Annotated in this window: 14 protein-coding genes; 6 read left to right on the forward strand and 8 right to left on the reverse strand. The window is 70.2% G+C overall.

Translation table 11 applies throughout. The features are described 5' to 3' along the window. Positions 1 to 3 precede the first annotated feature (3 nt). A complete protein-coding gene (gene lon / locus QHF89_RS09785) occupies positions 4 to 2,415 on the forward strand; it encodes an endopeptidase La (protein ID WP_232379728.1) in 2,412 nt (803 codons plus the stop codon). Between the two features lie 3 nt (positions 2,416 to 2,418). On the opposite strand, the gene QHF89_RS09790 is transcribed toward lon, so the two are convergent. The 4 genes from QHF89_RS09790 to QHF89_RS09805 form a co-directional block, all read right to left on the reverse strand. After that, positions 2,419 to 3,021 (reverse strand): pilin, encoded by a 603-nt coding sequence (locus QHF89_RS09790; RefSeq protein WP_136931519.1) that lies wholly within the window; start codon positions 3,019 to 3,021, stop codon positions 2,419 to 2,421. A 189-nt stretch (positions 3,022 to 3,210) separates the two neighbouring features. Beyond that, positions 3,211 to 4,071 (reverse strand): hypothetical protein, encoded by an 861-nt coding sequence (locus tag QHF89_RS09795; RefSeq protein ID WP_284720307.1) that lies wholly within the window; start codon positions 4,069 to 4,071, stop codon positions 3,211 to 3,213. 11 nt (positions 4,072 to 4,082) lie between these two features. Beyond that, entirely contained in the window at positions 4,083 to 4,928 is an 846-nt protein-coding gene (locus QHF89_RS09800) for a hypothetical protein (protein WP_136931520.1), read from the reverse strand. Positions 4,929 to 4,941: 13 nt separating this feature from the next. After that, complete coding sequence (locus QHF89_RS09805; RefSeq protein ID WP_136965672.1) at positions 4,942 to 7,350, reverse strand: TonB-dependent receptor domain-containing protein; 2,409 nt, start codon at positions 7,348 to 7,350, stop codon at positions 4,942 to 4,944. A 186-nt stretch (positions 7,351 to 7,536) separates the two neighbouring features. Here QHF89_RS09805 and QHF89_RS09810 point away from each other — a divergent pair, with 186 nt between their 5' ends. From QHF89_RS09810 to QHF89_RS09830, 5 genes are read left to right on the forward strand one after another with little or no spacing between them, the layout of a single operon-like run. After that, positions 7,537 to 8,175 (forward strand): TetR/AcrR family transcriptional regulator, encoded by a 639-nt coding sequence (locus tag QHF89_RS09810; RefSeq protein WP_136965671.1) that lies wholly within the window; start codon positions 7,537 to 7,539, stop codon positions 8,173 to 8,175. Between the two features lie 4 nt (positions 8,176 to 8,179). Beyond that, positions 8,180 to 10,105, forward strand: coding sequence for an acyl-CoA dehydrogenase family protein (locus tag QHF89_RS09815; RefSeq protein WP_136965670.1), 1,926 nt, complete (start codon positions 8,180 to 8,182; stop codon positions 10,103 to 10,105). Between the two features lie 5 nt (positions 10,106 to 10,110). Continuing rightward, positions 10,111 to 11,001, forward strand: coding sequence for a MaoC/PaaZ C-terminal domain-containing protein (locus QHF89_RS09820; protein ID WP_136965669.1), 891 nt, complete (start codon positions 10,111 to 10,113; stop codon positions 10,999 to 11,001). Further along, complete coding sequence (locus tag QHF89_RS09825; protein ID WP_136965668.1) at positions 10,998 to 12,419, forward strand: 3-oxoacyl-ACP reductase; 1,422 nt, start codon at positions 10,998 to 11,000, stop codon at positions 12,417 to 12,419. The genes QHF89_RS09820 and QHF89_RS09825 overlap by 4 nt, the downstream gene beginning before the upstream one ends. Before the next feature lie 12 nt (positions 12,420 to 12,431). Then, positions 12,432 to 13,727 (forward strand): acetyl-CoA C-acyltransferase, encoded by a 1,296-nt coding sequence (locus QHF89_RS09830; RefSeq protein WP_284720308.1) that lies wholly within the window; start codon positions 12,432 to 12,434, stop codon positions 13,725 to 13,727. A gap of 114 nt (positions 13,728 to 13,841) precedes the next feature. On the opposite strand, the gene QHF89_RS09835 is transcribed toward QHF89_RS09830, so the two are convergent. The 4 genes from QHF89_RS09835 to QHF89_RS09850 all read right to left on the reverse strand — a co-directional run bounded on the left by QHF89_RS09835 (position 13,842) and on the right by QHF89_RS09850 (position 18,361). After that, positions 13,842 to 14,729 carry a hypothetical protein gene (locus tag QHF89_RS09835; protein ID WP_136965666.1) on the reverse strand — a complete coding sequence of 296 codons (888 nt, stop codon included), beginning with the start codon at positions 14,727 to 14,729 and terminating at the stop codon, positions 13,842 to 13,844. 97 nt (positions 14,730 to 14,826) lie between these two features. After that, a complete protein-coding gene (locus QHF89_RS09840; protein ID WP_136965665.1) occupies positions 14,827 to 16,032 on the reverse strand; it encodes an MDR family MFS transporter in 1,206 nt (401 codons plus the stop codon). Between the two features lie 3 nt (positions 16,033 to 16,035). After that, a complete protein-coding gene (locus QHF89_RS09845) occupies positions 16,036 to 16,746 on the reverse strand; it encodes an SDR family NAD(P)-dependent oxidoreductase (protein WP_136965664.1) in 711 nt (236 codons plus the stop codon). A 49-nt stretch (positions 16,747 to 16,795) separates the two neighbouring features. Beyond that, positions 16,796 to 18,361: a PGRS family protein gene (locus QHF89_RS09850; protein WP_136965663.1), complete on the reverse strand. Its 1,566-nt coding sequence runs from the start codon at positions 18,359 to 18,361 to the stop codon at positions 16,796 to 16,798. Between the last annotated feature and the right edge of the window lie 186 nt (positions 18,362 to 18,547).

The raw sequence follows: 18,547 nt of genomic DNA on the forward strand, positions 1-18,547 counted from the left end.
GAAATGATGGCCGAACGGTTCACCTTGCCCGTCCTCCCACTGCGCGACACCGTGCTGTTTCCCGGTCTCGCGACGCCGATCACCGCAGGAAGGCTGAAGACCCTGCGAGCGGTCGAGATAGCGCTGCGCGCCGACGGGGAGGACAAGCGCGTCTTCGCCGTCGCCCAGCGTGACACCTCCGAGGAGCCGACGGAGAGCAGTCTGTTCGCGGTCGGCGTGATCGGGCGGATCGCCCAGGTCCAGCGGCTGGGGACGGGGCTCTCGCTCGTCTTGCAGTGCGAGCGCCGTGCCACGGCGCTGCGTTATGTCACCGAGGACGGGATCCTGCGCGCCGCTTGTGTGGAGCTCGCGGATCTGCCTCGGCGCCCGGGCGAGGAGGCGGTCGTGCTCGCGCTCGCCCGTGAGGTGCGCGAGCGAGCGATCGAGTACGGCAAGCGCCGCGGGGCGCCGAAAGAGGCGCTCGAGCAGTTCCTCGGCGGCGTGGAGGACCCGAGCGCGCTCGCGAATCACGTCGCGTTTTACCTCGACCTCCCGGTGGCCGAGAAACAAGGGCTCCTGGAGACGCTCCGGACCGTCGAGCGGCTGCGCGCGCTCACCGTGCACTTGCACCGGCAGATCGGGATCGCCGAGACGCAGGAGAAGATCCGGACGACGGTGCAAGAGGAGCTCGGCGAGCGGCAGCGCGAGCTTTACCTGCGCGAGCAGCTCAAGGCGATCCAGAAAGAGCTCGGCGAGGAGGACGAGGCGGGCATCGCGGATCGGCTGGAGAAGAAGATCGACGCGGCGGACCTGCCGATCGAGGTGCGCGAGGAGGTGCGCCGCGAGCTCGGGCGGCTGCGGCGGATGAGCCGCGAGACCTCGCCCGAGGCGCAGGTCGTGACGAGCTGGCTCGAATGGGTCGGCGATTTGCCATGGAGCCGGCGGACGGACGACCACGTCGATCTCGAAATGGCGCGGCGGATCCTCGACGAGGACCATTACGGCCTCGGCGACGTGAAGGACCGGGTGCTCGAGCTGCTCAGCGTGATCAAATTGCGCCTGAAGGGACAGATCTCGGCGCCCGAGCGGGCGCAGCGGGCCGCGCGTGGGCCGATCCTGCTCTTCCTTGGGCCGCCCGGCACGGGAAAGACGAGCATCGCGGAGAGCATTGCGCGGGCGATGGGGCGCAAATACATCCGCGTCTCGCTTGGCGGCGCACGCGACGAGGCCGACATCCGCGGGCACCGGCGCACGTACGTCGGCGCGATGCCAGGCCGCATCCTCCAGGGCATGCGGCGCGTGGGCTCGAAAAACCCCGTCTTCACGCTGGACGAGATCGACAAACTCGGCGTCTCGTACCAGGGCGATCCGGCGGCGGCGCTCCTTGAGGTGCTCGATCCGGCGCAAAACGTGACGTTCGTCGACCATTACCTGGGTTTGCCCTTCGATCTCTCGGAGGTGCTCTTCGTGTGCACCGCGAACCTGCGCGAGGGCATCCCCGCGCCGCTGCTCGATCGCATGGAGACGATCACGTTCCCCGGATACACGGAGATTGAAAAGCTCGAGATCGCTCGTCGATACCTCTTGCCGCGGCAGCAGCGCGAGTGCGCGCTCGAAGAGGAGCAGCTCGTGGTGTCGGACGTGGCGCTGCTCGACATCATCACGAGCTACACGCACGAGGCGGGCGTGCGGCAGCTCGAACGGGCCATCGGCTCCCTGGCGCGGAAAGCGGCCCATCGGATTGCGACGGGCGCGGCGCAGCGGGTGCGGGTCGACACGGTGGCGGACGTCCGCGCGCTCCTCCGGCGCCCGCGGATGCGGCCCACGACCGCGCTCGATCGAGACGAGCTCGGCGTCGCCACGGGCATGTATTACACGCAGGAGGGGGGCGACATCATGCACGTCGAGGCGAGCATCGTGCCCGGCAAGGGCGAGCTCGTGCTGACGGGGCAGCTCGGCGACGTCATGAAAGAGAGCGGGCGCGCGGCGCTCACGTATGCGCGCGAGCACGGCGCGGCGCTCGGCGTGCCGCGCGAGCGGCTGGAGGGGCGGGACATCCACGTCCACGTGCCCGCCGGCGCGATTCCAAAGGACGGGCCGAGCGCGGGCGTGACGATGGCGACGGCGATCGTGTCGGCGCTCTCGGGCAAACGGGTCCGGCGGGACGTCGCGATGACCGGGGAAATCACGCTGCGCGGGCGGGTCTTGCCGATCGGCGGCGTGAAGGAAAAGGTGCTCGGCGCGCACCGGGCGGGCATTCCCGAGATCATCCTGCCGCGGGACAACGAGGCCGAACTCGAAGATCTCCCGGAGGAGGTGCTGCGGTCGCTGCATTTCCACTTCGTCGAGACGCTCGACGAGGTGCTCGCGATTGCGCTGCGCGCGGCGCCTGCGGCGGCCTGGCCAGTGGAGGTGGAGACGCCGCGGGCGGCGTGATTCTCACTCGTGCTCGTTCGACACGAAGACCTGCGTGGAGAAGCGGAACTGACCCGTGGGGGCTTCGCGCGTGCCGGTGAGGGTCAAGATGCTCGTGGACGCGTCGCCGTCGAGGTCGCCCACGGCGGCGATCTCGACGCCCGTGGTGCCGGGGTCGGGCCCGCCGAGGGGCGGTCCGAGATAGGCCTGACCCACGGAATACCGATACTGGTAATACGTGGGGTCATCGAGGCCGAAGCGGACGCAGCGCCAGCAACACTGGTCGAAGTCCTTGCCGTTCAAGTTCTCGGGCTGGTATTTTCGGGCCGCGGGGACGCTCTGCGGCGTGACGCAGAGCATGGTGCCGCCGCATTCGGGGCACCAGGTCGTGAGGCTCGACTCCGAGAGGCCGCCGAGGGGGAGGACCTCGCTCTTCACCGAGCGTTCGGTGAGCATCGCAATGGCACGTGCAATGGCGCCGATGGTCTGCTTGGCCTCGCCGACCTTCGCCGCGGCGAGATAACGCCGCACGCCGAAGATGGCGAGGGATGCCAGGACGCCGACGATGGCGACCACGATCATCAGCTCGACCAGGGTGAAGCCTCGCCCTTCCCTCCGCCGCTTCATGTTCTTCGCTCCCCTGGGGAGCGCGCGACAAGCACGTGACGTGCCATGCACGCATCGCCCTGGATCCTGGGCTTTGATGCCAAAATGCGGAGCGGAGGGCCGGCGTATGCCGGGATGCGTCAAGGTTTCGGTGACGAAAATCGTCACTCCGTGGTCGCGGGGGTGCCCTTTTCCGTCAGGGGGAAAGGGTCATTTCGGATCGGTCGCGATGCACTCGCCTTCGCCGCGGAAATGCCCCACGGTGCGGGACAGGTCCGTGACGAACGCGCCGAGGTCGTTCACGTCGACCGCGCCCGTGCCATAGGCGCCGTCGGCGGGATCGATGTCCACGAGTTTTTTTGCGGTGAGCTCGGCGAGCGTGATTTCGCCGTCGTTGTCCGTGTCGGCCGAGGCGAGGGCGTTGAAGCGCAGCTTCGCGTTCGGCGATTGCAGATCGTCGTAGAACAGGTGATCGCCGTGGATCGTGATCTCGACGTTGTCGGTGCCGCCGTTCGTGACGAGGACCCCGTGCGTCTCGCGGCCGTCCTTCTCGCCCTTGCATTCGGCGTACATCGTGGGCACGCCGAAGCCCCAGCGGAACGTCTTTTTCATGGCGCCCTGCGTGGCCTCGCCCTCGGCCCAGATGGCGTATTTGCCTTGCTTCATCGCGTCGAGGTCGGCCGCGGTCGCGCCGTCGCCGAGCTCGGTATCGCCCGCCGCGGGGCGAATCTCGAAGCTCACCTTCGTCCAGGGCTTGGGCTCGAGATTCGCGAACGTGGCGAGCGGCTTGACCCCCGGGGCTACGTGATCGACGAGCTTCGTGGTGGTGACCTCGAGGCCAGGAGCGTTGGAATCGTCGGCGATGCGCATGCCGCCGAGGACGACGAGAAACTTCGAGAATTTGATCGCCCAGCCGTCTTCGAATGCGGACGCGGGGATCTCCTCCTCGATGTACCCCTCGCCCCAGGTCGTGAACACCACGTCCCCCGTGCCCGCGGTCTCGTCGGCGCCGCAGCCGGCGAGGAGCGCGGCGGCGAGGCAAAGGTGCGTGATGCCAAACAGAGTCTTCATGTGTTTTCTCCTCAAGGTGTCGAATAGTCGAAGGTCACAGCGGCCCCTTTTTTGAAGCCGCGCGTGATCGCACGGAAGGCCACGCCGTCCCGCGGCAGGACCACGGGCGAACCGTCCGTGCTCTCCGGAACCGCGTCGAATTCGGCCTGATCGAGCCATACGCTCGGCGCGACGTGGATCGTGATGGTCCCGTCGTTTTGCACGTCGGGCGCGCCTTCGAAGGCGCACCCTTCGAGGCGCGGCTCGCCATAGGCGTCGAGGACGTCGGCAGCGTCGGCCTCGACACGGAAGATTCGCGTCAGCGTGTCCTTTTGCGCCTCGCCTTCGAGCACGACGACGTGCCCCGCGAGCGTGTCCTTCGCGTCGCCCACGGGCGCGGGCTCGTAGGAGAAGCGCCCGGAGCGATAGAGGCCCGTCACGCCGTCGCCGGGCGGGAGGTCCGCGGGGCCTTGCGCGAGGTCGACCGAGGACGAGACGAGCACCTGGCCCATCGCGTCGCCGGCCTGGTAGTGGCCGGGGTGCGCGTGGGCCAGGCCGAGGCCGAGGAATCGCGCGAAGCGGTCGCGTGGGGGCAGAGGCGCGGCGGAGGCCGAGAAGATCGGCGCGCCATTGAAGTAATAGAGAGGACCGACGGAGACGGCGGCGAGCGAGAGGCGGATCGACCAGCCGTAGGCATTGACGAACGGCGCGTCGATCCCGTCGTCGGCGACGATACGCGTCTGCAAAGCGACGCGCTTGCCGCTCGTGGTCTCGGCGGGTCCGCAGGCGGAGGCGAGGGCGCCCGCGGCGAGGGAGAGGCCGACCAGGAAAACACCGGCGGCGGAGGAGAGGCCCATACGAACCATCGAGCGCTTCATCTGTTGCTCGCTGCTAGATGTGGAGGGACAAGGTGCCCATCAAGGTGAGCGGCGCGCCCACCGTCACGTGGTTGAGCGGCACGAGCGAGAGCGCCGCGCCGCGGGTGAAGCTCGATGCGTAGGTGAACTGGCCGTCGTACCATTTCGCGTCGAGCAGGTTGTAAACGTCGATTTCGATCTCGACCTCGCGGAGCCTGGCGCCGAGCGTGGCGTCGGCGAGGAAGATGTCCCGGCCAAACTCCGCGAAGCGCAGGGGCCGGGCGCCGAGGTACGCGAGGCCGACGCCGATCTTGCCCACGAGATCACGGCCGAAGAGGCGGGCGAGGCGAGGCGTGAGCGCGACGTCGGTGCGCGCGACGAGCTGGGGCGTGTAGGGGACGAGCGAGCCGATATCGGGGCCCGCTGTGAAGGATGCGCGGGTGTACGTGACGCTGCCGCTCTCGACGATCCACGCGCGCGGGCGGAGGACGAAATCGAGCGCAAAGCCCGTGCGTTGCGTTGCGGAGACGCGTTCGTAGGCGGTCGCCTTTTCGTCGAAGACGAGATCGTCGGAGAGGCGGGTGTGAAAGACAGCGAGGTTTGCCCGCGTGCGGTCGCCGTCGGCATAACGAAGGCCGGCCTCGAAGGAGCGCACGGTCGTGAAGGGCGTGCGTTCGCCGTCGCCGAGGGTCCGGGCCTGCGGAGAACGAAAACCGTCGCCATAACTCGCGACCGCGTGCAGGCCCGGGAGCAAGGTGACGTCGACCGTCGCTTTTCCTCCCACGCGTGCGCCCATGGCGGCGCGTGCTGCGCCCGCGCCTTCGCCCGCGGCGAGGTCCGTGACGCCATAAAAGAGCCCGTCGACGCGCACGCCGCCGCGGATCACCACGCGGCGGAGCGGCCGGAGCGAGGCGTCGACGTAGCCGGCGACGTCGGCCGCGCGGACGCGGGCGTCGACGAGGGTGTCCATCACGCGATCCGTGATGACCGAGAGCCGGCGCTGGGATTGCTCGATCAGGTCGCCGCGGGCCTGGACGCCGATTTCGAGGGCGTCCTCCGGGGAGAAGATCGGCGTCTTGCGGTGGTAATGGGTGGACACGCCGAACGTCGTCGCCTCGTTGATCTGCTGCTGCGAATCGCCGTCGATCGGGTCGAGGAGGAATCCCGTGTAGTTGGCGCGGAGCCGGAGGCCACGCAGGGTGATGTAGGGCGTGAAGGAGAAGCGCGCTTTGCCGTCTTCGTCGTCGTGGTCGAGGGAAAGCACGACCTGGAGACGCGTCGAATCGCCGCCCTGGCGCGCGTCGTAGGTCGCGAATCGATCGACGAGGCCACGCTCGACGTCGTCCAGGCGGAGGACGCCCGCCGAGGAGAAGCGCGCTGCATAGGCCGAGGCCATGACGCGGGCCGAGAGGGTCGCGCCGAGGGGAATGACGTGCTGGGCGATCGCCGAGGCGCGGCGCGCGGCGCGGGAGGGGCCGAATCCGTCGGTGCTTTGCGCCTCGAAGGCCCCGAACGTCGCTTCGGTCGTGCCCGCGGGCCGATAGGCGAGGAAGAGGCGTCGCTCGCCGTAGGTGCCGAGGCCGAGGGACGCGGAAAAACCTGTCTCGGCCAGACCGAGATCCATTTCGATGGTCCCCGCGATCGCGAAATCGCCTTGCCTCGGGTCGTAGGGCCCGGCCTTGGCGCGGACGCTCTTCACGACCTCGGGCATCACGAAATGCAGGTCGGCATATCCCTGGCCGTGGACGTTCGAGACCTCGTTCACGGGCGCGCCTGCGACGCGGAGCTCGATGTCCTGCCCGTGCGCCGCGTCGAAGCCGCGCAAAAAAATCTGATGCGCCTTGCCCTGCCCGCCGTGCTGCGTGGTGAAGACGCCGGGCACGACGCGCAGAAGATCACTCGCCGTGCGGTGCGGGGCCGCCGTGAGGACGTCGCGCTTCTGGACGATTTCGGAGGCGCTGCGCGGCGGCCCCTCGCCACGGACGGTCACGGCAATCGGAGGCGGAGCAGGCGGCGGCGGAGGGTGCGGATGTGGATGCGGGGGTGGATCCAGGAGGCCGGGCGCCGGTTGGTTCGCCGGTTTGTCCGGGGGAACCTCCGCCTTGCCCTCGAATCGTGCGATCATCCGGATCCGCGCCTTCACGGCCGTGCCGCTCTGGCGCGCGGGCTCGAATGTCCACTGCGCCGCGGCGCGGATCGCCTCGGCGTCGAAGGCCGGCGAGACGCTCGCCTCGATCTCGATCGCCACGGCGCGGCCGTCGGGGCCGACCGTGATCAAAAGCGGGACGATGACGTCGTGCGCCTCGGCGCGCCCATCGGGCCACGCGGGCGCAGGCTGGCGCTTCGGCACCGGCGGCGTGACCTCGTCGTGCGCGCGCGCGGGCAAAACGACGAGCGATGCCAGGAGGAAGAGGGTCGAAGGGAGAAAGAGGCGCGGGCGCAAGCGAAATCCCGTCCAGAGCTGGTAGCACGAATGTTACGCGTCGTGCCATCCATTTCGCGGCTTCGCGGGACGGCGGTTCGATGGGCCGGCAGACGTACGTCCGACCCGGCGCGGCGGCTCCATGACGCGGGCCGGCAGACGCCGCTTGACCAACGGCTTACCAACTGGTAGGGAACTCCTGACCGGATGGTTCTCGCCCGTTCTTCCGACCCCGACGTGCCGCGCGCCATCGTCGCCGCGGCGACGCGCCTCTTCGCGGCGCAGGGCTTCGACGCGACCAGCGTGCAGGCCGTGGCCGACGAGGTTTCGCTGACGAAACAGGCGGTGCTGCATCATTTCCCGTCGAAGGAGCACCTGCGCCAGGCGGTCCTCGACGCGATCCTCGCCCACTGGAACGATACGCTGCCGCGGCTCTTGCTCGCGGCGGCGGCGAGCGAGGATCGATTCGAGGCGGTGTTCGGCGAGCTCTCGGCGTTTTTCGCCGCGGATCCGGATCGCGCGCGGGTCGTGCTGCGCGAGGCGCTCGATCGGCCCGCCGAGATGCGGAAGCTCTTGCGAGGGCCGGTGCGTCCGTGGCTCGAAGCGGTCGCGGGGTACATTCGCTCGGGGCAGGCCGCGGGAAAACACCACGCCGACGTCGATCCGGAGACGTACGTGGTGCACGTGATGCTTTTCGTCATCTCCGCGGTCGCGACCGCGTCCGTGATGCAAGGGGCGCTCGACGACGAGGCGCGCGCCCGCAGCGACAAGGAGCTCGCCCGGATCGCGCGCGCGAGCTTGTTCACCCCCGCCCGGCCGCGCGGCGGGGCCCCTCCGAAAAGGTGAATCCATGGCCAATTTCTTCACCGACAACGACGACCTGCGGTTCCATTTCGAGGAAGGCGTCGACTGGGCTCCGCTCGTCGAGGTGACCGAGCTCGGTTATCGAACCGAGGACGGCTTCAAGACACCCCAGGAGGCCGTGGCCTTCTATCGCGAAGTGGCCGAATCCACGGGCGCGCTCGCGGCCGAGCAGATCGCCACGCGCGCCGCCGCGATCGACCGCGAGGACACGCACCTCGAAGGCGGCGAGGCGATCGCGGGTCCGGCGATGAACCAGATCTTCGACGCGATCAAGGCGGCGGAGCTGCACAGGCTTTGCCTGCCGCGCGAGCTCGGCGGACTGAATGCGCCGCTGCTTCTGTATTACCTCTCCGGAGAGATGATCGCGCGCGCCGATGTCTCGGTGATGACGCATCACTCGTTCCACGGCGGGATGGCGATGGCCATGCTCGTGTATTCGATCCACGAGGGATCGACGGTGCTCGACCCGTCCCGCGGGCGGATCGATTCCACGCGTTTCGCCGAGGCGATCGAGGAGATCGCCCGCGGGGACGCCTGGGGCTGCATGGATATCACGGAGCCGAACGCAGGCAGCGACATGGCGGCGCTGCGCACGCGCGCGGAGCTCGGGCCCGATGGGCGCTGGTATCTTTCGGGCCAGAAGATTTTCATCACGTCGGGCCACGGAAAGTACCATTTCGTCATCGCGCGGACCGAGGCGGCGAAGGACCTGGACGATCCGTTCACCGGGCTCGGCGGGCTCTCGATGTTCCTCGTCAAAGCGTACGACGATTTGCCGGACGGGACGCGCAAGCGGTACGTGACGATCGATCGGGTCGAGGAAAAACTCGGCCATCACGGCTCGGTGACGGCGGCGCTTTCGTTCGACAACGTGCCTGGTGAGCTCATCGGCAAGCGCGGCGAGGGCTTCAAGTACATGCTCGTGCTGATGAACAACGCGCGCCTCGGCGTGGGGTTCGAGAGCATCGGCCTCGCGGAGGGCGCGTATCGTTTGGCGAAGGCGTATGCCGAGGAGCGGCGTTCGATGGGCAAGCCCATCGCGCGGCACGAGATGATCGCCGATTCCCTCGACGAGATGCGCACGGACATCCAGGGGCTCCGGGCGCTCGCGGTGGAAGCCGCATACAGCGAGGAGATGGCGCAGAAGCTCGTGCTCTTCGAGCGCTTCTCGGCGGGGCTCGGCCCGGCCGAGCGGGCGCGTGTCTCGCGTGATCTGCCGAAGTGGCGCGCGCGCTCGCGCAGGCTCACGCCGCTGCTCAAATACCTGGCCGCGGAGAAGGCCGTGGAGATCGCCCGGCGCGCGATCCAGATCCACGGGGGCGTCGGCTACACGAAGGATTACGGCGCGGAGAAGCTCCTGCGCGACGCGCTCGTGATGCCCATTTACGAGGGGACGAGCCAGATCCAGGCGCTCATGGCCATGAAGGACACGCTGATCGGCGCCATCAAGCGGCCGCGTGATTTCCTCGCGCGGATCGCGGACGCGCGGCTCGGCGCATTGACCGGGAAAGACGAGCTCGATCGGCGCCTCGCGCGGGTGCAGGGGTATTCGCTCTCGGCCCAGCAGCACCTGCTCGCGCGCACGGCGGCGGGCAAGCTGCGGACGCTCTCGGTCGTGCCGTTCGCGGGCTGGCGTGACGCGCTCACGAAGGGCTGGGATCCGAAGCGTGATTTCTCGCTCGCGATGTTGCACGCCGAGCGGCTGATCCGGCTGCTCGCGGACGAGGCGATCGCGGAGATCCTCGTCGCGCAGGCGAAACGACATCCGGGGCGGCGGGAGCTCGCCGAGCGGTACCTCGATCGGGCCGAGCTCCGGGCGCGCGCGCTCCACGAGGAAATCACCACGACGGGCGGGCGTATCCTCGCGATGCTCGCGCCCGAAGCCGAAAAGCAGGCCGTCGCCGCGGAGTGAGACCCATGGGTGTATCGACGAAACACGTGCTCTCGCAGCTCCCGGTGCTGCGAGGAATGGGGCAGGCGGTGCTCGCGTCGGTGATGCGCCGGCCGGCGAGCGGGATCGATCCGGAGCGGGGCGGGTGGCTCGAAGCGGAGCTCCCGCCGCGACCCGCGGACCTCGTGCGGGATTACGTGCGCCACGTGGGCGGCGATCCGGCGTGGTATCGCGGGCGGCTGCCGGCGCACATGTTCCCGCAATGGGGTTTTCCCCTCGCGGCGCGGGCGCTCGCGGTGCTGCCGTATCCGCTGAGCCGCGTGGTGAACGCGGGTTGTCGGATCGAGCAACGCGCGATGTTGCCCGCGAACGAGCCGCTCCGCGTGCGCGCCCGGATCGATCGCGTGGACGACGATGGCCACCGGGCGCTCGTCACGCAGGTCATCGAGACGGGCACGGAGAGCGCCGGCATGGCGCTCGTGGCCGAGATGCGCACGTTCATTCCGCTCGAGAAGCGCGAAGGCAAGGAGAAGAAGGCGCGGCCGACGGTGCCGGCCGAGGCGCGGGAGATCGCGTTTTCCCGCATCCCGGAGAGCGCGGGCCTCGATTTCGCCAAGCTCACCGGGGATTTCAATCCGATCCACTGGATCGCGCCGTACGCGCGCGCGGCGGGCTTCCGGTCGTGCATCCTGCACGGGTTCTCGACGCTGGCGCGGGCGATGGAGGCCTTGAACCGGGCGCGGCTCGCGGGGGATCCGAGCCGGCTTTCGACGATCGACGTGCGATTCACGCGCCCGCTCGTCCTGCCCGCGCGGGCCGGCGTGTACGTGGATTCGTCCTCCGGGATCTGGGTGGGGGACGCGAATGGCGGCGGCAGTTACCTCGAAGGTCGTTTCGAAGTGGAGATCAGGCCATGAGCGACGTGCTACTTCAGATCGGAAAGAACGCCCAGGCGCGGAAGGTCGTGCATGCGCTCGGGTTGCCCATTCCGCTGCCCGTGCCGCTGCGGCGCGCGCGCGGACCGTGGCGGGAGAGGCCCCTCGCGGACTTGTGCATGGTCGTGGGCGCGCCTCCGGGCGCGGAGCTTTTGCCCGAGATCGCCGAGACGCTCGCGTCGGCGGGCGCGAATGCGTATGGGACGGGCTCGGATGCGATCGCGGCCGCGTTCGCCGCGCCGGGAGAAGCCTACGGCAGGCCCGCGCGCGCGCTCGCGGCGCTCGGGGACAACGAGCGTGTCGCGGGCGTGGTCTTCGACGCGACGGGGCTCCGGGACGTCGCGGGGCTTCGCGCGCTCTACGAGACGTTTCACCCGCTCGTCCCTCGCCTCGCGAAATCGGGCCGCGTGCTCGTGATCGGGAGGCCGAGCGGGAAGGGGGCCGCGGCGTCGGCCGCGCAAGCCGCGCTCGAAGGGTTCGTCCGGAGCGTGGCGAAGGAGATCGGCCGCGGGGGCGCGACGGCGAACCTCGTGCGCGTGGAGAAGGGCGCCGAGGCGCGCCTCGGGCCGGTGCTCCGATTCTTGCTTTCGTCGCGGTCGGCGTTCGTCACGGCGCAGCCGTTCGTCGTCGATGCGCGGACGAAGGCCCCGGGCGACAAACCTCCGTTCGTGCGGCCGCTCGAAAAGAAGGTCGCGGTCGTGACGGGCGCGGCGCGCGGCATCGGCGCGGCGACGGCGCGGCGGCTCGCCGAGGAAGGGGCGCACGTCGTCTGTCTCGACAGGCCCGGCGACGACGGGCCGACGAGCCAGCTCGCGCGCTCGATTCATGGCACGGCGCTGCTCGTGGATCTCGGGGCGGACGATGCGCCGGCGAAGATCGCGGACGTGGTGCGGGCGCTCGGCGGGCTCGATGTCGTCGTGCACAACGCGGGGATCACGCGGGACAAGACGATCGGGCGCATGAGCGAGAAGCAATGGGACGAGGTGCTCGCCGTGAACCTCGGCGCGGTCGTCCGGACCCACGAGGCGCTCGAACCGTTGCTGCGGGAAGGCGGGCGTGTCGTGTGCCTGTCGTCGATCGCAGGGATCGCGGGTAACGTCGGGCAATCGGCCTATGCGGCCTCGAAGGCGGGGATCCTCGGGCTCGTCGCGGGGCTCGCGCCGAGCTTGGCCGAGCGGGGGATCACGGTGAATGCGGTCGCGCCGGGGTTCATCGAGACGCGGCTGACGGCGGCGATCCCGGTGGCCGTGCGTGAAGCAGGGCGGCGCCTCGCCGCGCTCGGGCAAGGTGGTTTGCCCGAGGACGTGGCCGAGGTCATCACGTTCCTCGCGAGCCCGGGGGCCGCGGGGATCACGGGGCGGACGGTGCGGGTCTGCGGAGGCGCGCTCATCGGCGCGTGAGGGAACATGGGGTTGACCGGAAAAACGGGGCGGCGGGCGGTGGTCGTGGACGGGCTGCGGACGCCGTTCGTCAAGGCATTCACGGATTTCACGAAGCTCGATACGATCGCGCTCGGCGTGGCCGCGGCGCGGGGGCTCTTGGCGAAGGCGAACCTCGGGCGGCGTGACGTCGAGTCCATTGTATGGGGCGGGGTCATCCTGCCGGGGACGGCGCCGAACGTGGGGCGCGAGATCGCCCTGGACCTCGGGCTCGATCCGGCGTGCGAGGCGATGACCGTGACGCGGGCGTGCGCGTCGGGGCTGCAAGCGGTGACGCTCGCGGCCGCGGCGATCGAGCGCGGCGAGGCGGATATCGTGATCGCGGGCGGGAGCGATTCGACGAGCAACGCGGAGATCAAGCTGCCGCAAAAGGTGGTGCACGCGCTCGCGCCGGTGGCGCTGGGGAAGGCGGATCCCAAGGCGATCCTCGGGGCCGTGGGGAAACTCGCGCCGTTCACGGACATCCTGCCGACGCGGCCGAAGATCGCCGAGCGGACGACGGGCGAGGTGATGGGCGAGGCGGCCGAGAAGATGGCGCGGCGAAACGAGATTTCCCGCGCGTCGCAGGACGCATTCGCGGCGCGCTCGCACCACCGCGCGGCGGCGGCGATGGCGTCGGGGCGCTTCGACGAGGAGGTGACGCCCGTCGAGACGAGCGAAGGCAAATGGGTGCACGCCGATGGGCTCGTGCGCGCGGATACGAGCGAGGAAAAACTCGCGAAGCTCCGGCCGGTGTTCGCGAAGGACGGCACGGTGACGGCGGGCAACGCGAGCCCGTTGACGGACGGCGCGGCGGCGGTGCTCTTGATGAGCGAGGAGAAGGCGCGGGCGCTCGGGTATCGGCCGCGGGCGGCGTTTTCTTCGTGGGCGTACGTGGGCGTCGATCCGGCGGATCAATTGCTCATGGGGCCGGCGCTCGCCATTCCGAAGGTGCTCGACCGGGCCGGGCGTTCGCTCGCGCAGATCGACCTCGTGGACCTCCACGAGGCGTTCGCGGCGCAGGTGCTCTGCGTCTTGAAGATGCTCGGCAGCGCGGCGTTCGCGCGGGAGCGGCTCGGGAAAGCGGCGGCCGTGGGCGAGGTGGATCCGGCGCGGCTCAACGTGCACGGCGGCTCGATCGCGCTTGGTCACCCGTTCGGCGCGACGGGCGCGCGCATGGTGACGACGATGGCGAACGAGCTCATTCGTTCGGACAAAGAGACGGCGCTCTTGGGGATCTGCGCGGCGGGCGGGCTCGGAGCGGCGGCGCTGCTCGAGCGGATCGATTGACAGAGCGCCGAATCGTTCGGCGCTCTGCGAGGTCGCGAAGCGAGCTCGTCTCGGGGGGTGAATCGGCCGGGCTTTGCCTGGCCGAGAGGGGGACGCGAGGCGTCCCCCTCGGGACTAGGGGCCGCAATTCGCGTTTTTGGTGAACCAGTCCGCGAGTTTGCCCTCGGACTCGACCTTGTCGAGCTTTTCGAGGACGGGCACGGGGCGGAAGCTGCCGTTGTCCCGGAGCTCCCGATACACGCCGATGGCCGTCCGCAGGCCCACGACCTGGGCGGTCATCGGATCGGAGCGCGGGTTCTCGATCTGGTGCGCCGCGACGCCGACGATCGTGAAGGCGAGGAGGATCGTCGCCGCGCCGGAGCGGCTCTTCGGGTTCGGGCCGTCGATGTAATCGCGGAACCACGGGCAAAGCGTCACCTCGACGTCGGGGCTCGCGGAGGCCCACTCGACCGCGTTGCCGAGGTGCTCGCGGCTCGCCTCCGAGAGCGGCGCCTGGGCCATCTTCTTGAAGATGGTGGCGATCGCCAAAAGGCGCGCGCGCGGAAGCGGCTCGCCCGGCGGGCCAAAGGGGTTTTCCGCCTCCCGCGACTGGTCGAGCCGCTGTTCGGCGGCTTCACAGCCGTACATGTCGACGAAGATCTCGACCTCGCCCTCCGGGCACGCGACGACGTACCGATCGATGATGTGCCCCGTGTGGTTCGCGCCGACGTTGCCCGAGCGCGCCCGCTGCCCTTTTCGTGGATCGGCGCCGAGCGGCTGCGAGCCGTCCTCGCACGTGTACTCCGAGACGAACGCGTAGCTATCGACCGGCCCGCAGCGGGGGACCGGGTGCTCCTTGTCGCGGCCGAGGTTCGGATCCGACGAGGCCCTCTTTGCTTTCGTCGTCGGCGCGTCCACGCCCGCGGCCGTCTGCGGACCCGTCGTCTGCGCGCCTCCGCCGCAGGCGATCGTGAACAGGGAGAGGCCGATTCCAGCGATGGGGAAGAGGAGTCGTCGGAGCACGGGGGACCTCGCGTTCGGGGGGAAGCACCATGCTACAGCGAGGCAGCGCACCCGTGTCACATTTTTCCGGGCGCCTGTTCGCCGAGGTCCGCGCGCGTCAGGGTTTGTCCTTGGCGTCGGGGGAGGGCAGGCTCTTGCCCCAGGCGAGCTGGAAGGCCGCGACGACGACACAAAGCACGAGGCAGAGAAGCCAGAAGACCGGCAGGCCCGTCTTCGGCAGGAGGCGCGTGCTGATCGTGGGGGCGCCCATTGCGCCGAAGCTGAAGCAGAGGGAAAACGCGCCCTGGTATCGGCCGCGGAGGTGCGGCGGGGAGAGGTCGGCGACGATGCTCGCGTTGACGGGCGCGAAGAGGATCTCGCCGAAGGTCCACACGGCGACGGTGGCCATGTACGCCGGCAGCGTGGAGGCGAGCGCCATGGCCCCGAAGCCGAGGCCTGTCAGCGTGGAGGCCGTCGCGAGGAGGACGCCGCGCGGGACGCCCTTCACCCAGCGCGTGACGAGGGGCTGGACGAGCACGATGAGCAAGCAATTCGTGGCGATCGTGATGCCATAATGCTCGGTCGTGAGCCCCTTTTGGCGCATGTCCTCCGGCATGGCCGAGAGGTGCTGGAAAAAGACGAGCGTGAGCGCGAGGTTGCACGCGAGGAACGGGATGTATTTTCCGTCGAGGAAAGGCGTGAGCACGCTGCCGCGCTTGTCGTTCCGCGCCTCGGCCGGGCGGCTCTCGGGCACGGAGCGCCAGATGAGGGCGGCGAGGACGAGCGTCGTCACCGCATCGCCGACGAAGAGCGCGAGGAAGTTGCGCTTCGCCATGAAGCCGCCGAGGAGCCCGGCGAACGCATATCCGAGATTGGTCGCCCAGTATTGCAGGGAAAACGCCTTCACGCGGTGCTCGGGCGGCACGACGTCGGCGACGAGGGCCTGGCTCGCGGGGCGGAACATGTCCGCGAAGAAGCCGAGGAGGACCGTGGCCGCGGCGAGCTGCCAGATTTCACGCGCGAAGCCGAGCCCGAGCATGAAGACGGAGCTCATGACGAGCGCGAGGAGCATCGTGGCGCGGCGGCCGAGGCGATCGGAGAGCGCGCCGCCGAGCATCGTGCCCGCGAGGGAGCCGGCGCCGAAGAGCGAGGCGATGAGGCCCGCGGTGGGCAGGTCGAGGCCACGCTGCTGCGTGAGGTACACGAAAAGGAGCGGGACGACGAAGCTGCCCGCCCGGTTGACGAGCATGCCGGCCCAGAGCGTCCAGAAGGCCCGGGGGAGGCCCTCGGTGATCCCGGCGAGGCGTACGGCGAGCGCGCTCATGCCCTAGCTCGCCTTCTGCCCGAGGTTTGCGTGGATCACGGCGCCATGCAGGACCGGCGTGCGCGCGCAGAAGGCGACGACGTCGGCGATTTCCTCGGGGTCGATGAGGCGCCCGAACGTGGAGCGCTCCCGGACGACGTCGAGGCGCGCCGCGTCGTGGCCGAGGTGCGCGCGGAGCATTTCGGTGTCGGTGAATCCAGGACAAACCGCGACCGTGGTGACGCCGCGGCCCGCGAGGTCCTGGCACGTCGCCCGCATGAGGCCGAGGATCGCATGCTTGGAGGTGACATACGAGGCCTTGCCCGGGACGCCGATGTCCGAGAGGGTCGAGCCGATGTAGACGATCGAGGAGCCCGGCACGAGGCGGGCGTCGAGGAGCCGATTGAGCGCGGCCGGGGCGACGACGTTCAATTCGAGGACGGAGCGGAGCGCGGCGGCCGTCAGGTTCGTCGCCGTGTCCTCGCGGAGGACCGCGGCATTGTGGACGAGGCAAATCGGCTCGACGCCGTCGAGCAGGGGCAAGAGGCGCGGCGGCAGGTCGTTTTCCCAGGCGGGATCGGCGAGATCCACGGAAAGATCCACGACGCCCGGGAGGCCACTCGGGCGCCGCGCGAGGTTCACGCCGCGCGCGCCCGCACGGACGAACCGTTCGAGGACGGCGCGCCCGATCCCCGCGCTGCCGCCGGTGACGACGGCGATGGATGACCCTTTCACGATTTCCGGGACGGTGCCGCGAGAGCGCGCGGCCGTCAAGCGCGGCGCGTCAGAAGCGGCGGATGGGCGCGCCAATGCCGGGGGCGCCGCGGTTGCCCGCGACGTCGTCGTCGCCGCCCTCGCCGCCGTCGCCGGGTTTGCCCGTGGCGAGCGAGACCATGCCGCGGAGCTCGGGCTCGGCGCCGATGTGGGCGATCACGACGGAAGGCCCGCCGAGGCCGCCGCCGCCGGGGCCCCCGTTGCCGCCGATCCCGCCCTCGCCGCCCTCGCAAGCGTCGGGCGCGGAGAGGCCTTTGCCAGCGCCGCCCTTGCCGCCGAGGCCCCCTTTGCCGCCGGGCTGGCCATCGGCGCCTTGGCCGCCGCGTCCGCCCCGATCGGCCGCGACGCGTCCGTCCCAGAGCACGATCGACGATTCGACGCTGGCAATGCCGATGCTCGCGCCGCCGGGCCCCCCGCCTTTGCCACCGCTGCCGCCGCAGCCGCCCGTGCCGCCGCTGCCGCCGCTCGCGCCGGCCCCGGGCATCGCATTGGTGCAAATCGAGGCCGCGCCCCGCGCGCCCCCGGCGCCGCCGCCGCCTTGGCCGGGCAAACCATGGCCGCCGGTGCCGCCGGTGATGCCGAAATACCCTGCCGCGTCGAGGCGGCCGAAGCCCGCGGCGCCCGTGCCCGGAATGCCCCGGGAGCCCTGATTGCCGGGCGTGCCTTTTCCGGCCGCGCAGCTCCAGCCCGCGCCCGCGTCGCCCGCGCCGCCTTGGCCGAAGCTCGCCACGGCGGGCGCGCCGATCTCACCCGCCTTTCCGGGGGTCGATTGCAACGAGACCGGCACGATCGCGCCGCCGTCGCCGCCCTGGCCGCCCACGGTGACGCTGCCGCCTTCGCACATGCGCTCGACGCGCGCGCCGCCCGGGGTCCCGAGGTCGGGCGCGGCGACGCAGGCCGCCTGGCCGTCGTGGCCGTTGGATCCTTCGAGTTCAGGATCGTAGGGCAGGTTCGTGCCGTCCTCGCCGTCCGCGCCTGCGCCGGCGCGCAGGTCGCAGCGCCGGAGCTCGACGTGCGTGTGATCGACGAGCAGGGCGATGGACGAGCCGCCGGGGCGGGTCGCGGCGGCGGCGAAGACGGTGACATCCTCAATGCGGCTCACGCGGGGGCCGGGCGCGAGCACGAGCGGGATCTCGTCGGGCGCGCCATAGAGCCGGGTCTTCTGGGATTTGTCTTTCCAGCGGAAGCCTTCGCGGCAATCGAGGCCGCCGAAGAGGCTCGCGCCGGCGGGCAGGACCAGGCGCTCGGAGAAGTCCTCGGCGCAGGCATAGATCGGCTGTTCGGTGCCGGCGACCGAGGCGGCGTGGGCGAGGGTGCGGAAAGGTTTGTCCTGGGTGCCCGGGCCTTTGTCGTCGCCGAGCGTGGAGACGAAGACGCCGCAGTCGGCGGGCACGGGTCCGTCGTTCCAGGCGGGGACGCAGCGCGGCACCACGTAACGTTCGCCGGTGGCCCTCGTCTCGCAAATGGGTCCGTCCGTGCATTCGGCGTCGGGCGCCGAGGCGCAGCTCGCGGCGAGCGCGAGCAGGGCGAGGGGCAAAAGAGCGAGGCGCGCGGCCCCGCCGAGGTTCGTCGGCATGATCGTTCGTTCCCGCGTTGGGCCTTGGAGGCGAAAAGGACGGCGCTCGCAGCGAGCACGCGTCCGGGGTCCTCGTGGGCCGCCGGGCATCGCTCGCGAGCGCCGATCCATTGGATGACGCGGCGCGCGAGTGGTTGCGGAAATCGTGGAAGGTCCGCCAGGGCAGGAGCGCGTGTCCGGGACGAT

The sequence above is a fragment of the Polyangium sorediatum genome (assembly GCF_029946465.1).
GTDB classification, from domain to species: Bacteria; Myxococcota_A; Polyangia; order Polyangiales; family Polyangiaceae; genus Polyangium; species Polyangium fumosum.

What these genes read in the sequence shown, in the direction of transcription:
- lon (WP_232379728.1), top strand. Translation starts at nt 4, where the DNA reads ATGATGGCCGAACGGTTCACCTTGCCCGTCCTCCCACTGCGCGACACC.
- QHF89_RS09810 (WP_136965671.1), top strand. Translation starts at nt 7,537, where the DNA reads ATGGTTCTCGCCCGTTCTTCCGACCCCGACGTGCCGCGCGCCATCGTC.
- QHF89_RS09820 (WP_136965669.1), top strand. Translation starts at nt 10,111, where the DNA reads ATGGGTGTATCGACGAAACACGTGCTCTCGCAGCTCCCGGTGCTGCGA.
- QHF89_RS09840 (WP_136965665.1), bottom strand. Translation starts at nt 16,032, where the DNA reads ATGAGCGCGCTCGCCGTACGCCTCGCCGGGATCACCGAGGGCCTCCCC.
- QHF89_RS09800 (WP_136931520.1), bottom strand. Translation starts at nt 4,928, where the DNA reads ATGAAGCGCTCGATGGTTCGTATGGGCCTCTCCTCCGCCGCCGGTGTT.
- QHF89_RS09790 (WP_136931519.1), bottom strand. Translation starts at nt 3,021, where the DNA reads ATGAAGCGGCGGAGGGAAGGGCGAGGCTTCACCCTGGTCGAGCTGATG.
- QHF89_RS09815 (WP_136965670.1), top strand. Translation starts at nt 8,180, where the DNA reads ATGGCCAATTTCTTCACCGACAACGACGACCTGCGGTTCCATTTCGAG.
- QHF89_RS09795 (WP_284720307.1), bottom strand. Translation starts at nt 4,071, where the DNA reads ATGAAGACTCTGTTTGGCATCACGCACCTTTGCCTCGCCGCCGCGCTC.
- QHF89_RS09825 (WP_136965668.1), top strand. Translation starts at nt 10,998, where the DNA reads ATGAGCGACGTGCTACTTCAGATCGGAAAGAACGCCCAGGCGCGGAAG.
- QHF89_RS09850 (WP_136965663.1), bottom strand. Translation starts at nt 18,361, where the DNA reads ATGCCGACGAACCTCGGCGGGGCCGCGCGCCTCGCTCTTTTGCCCCTC.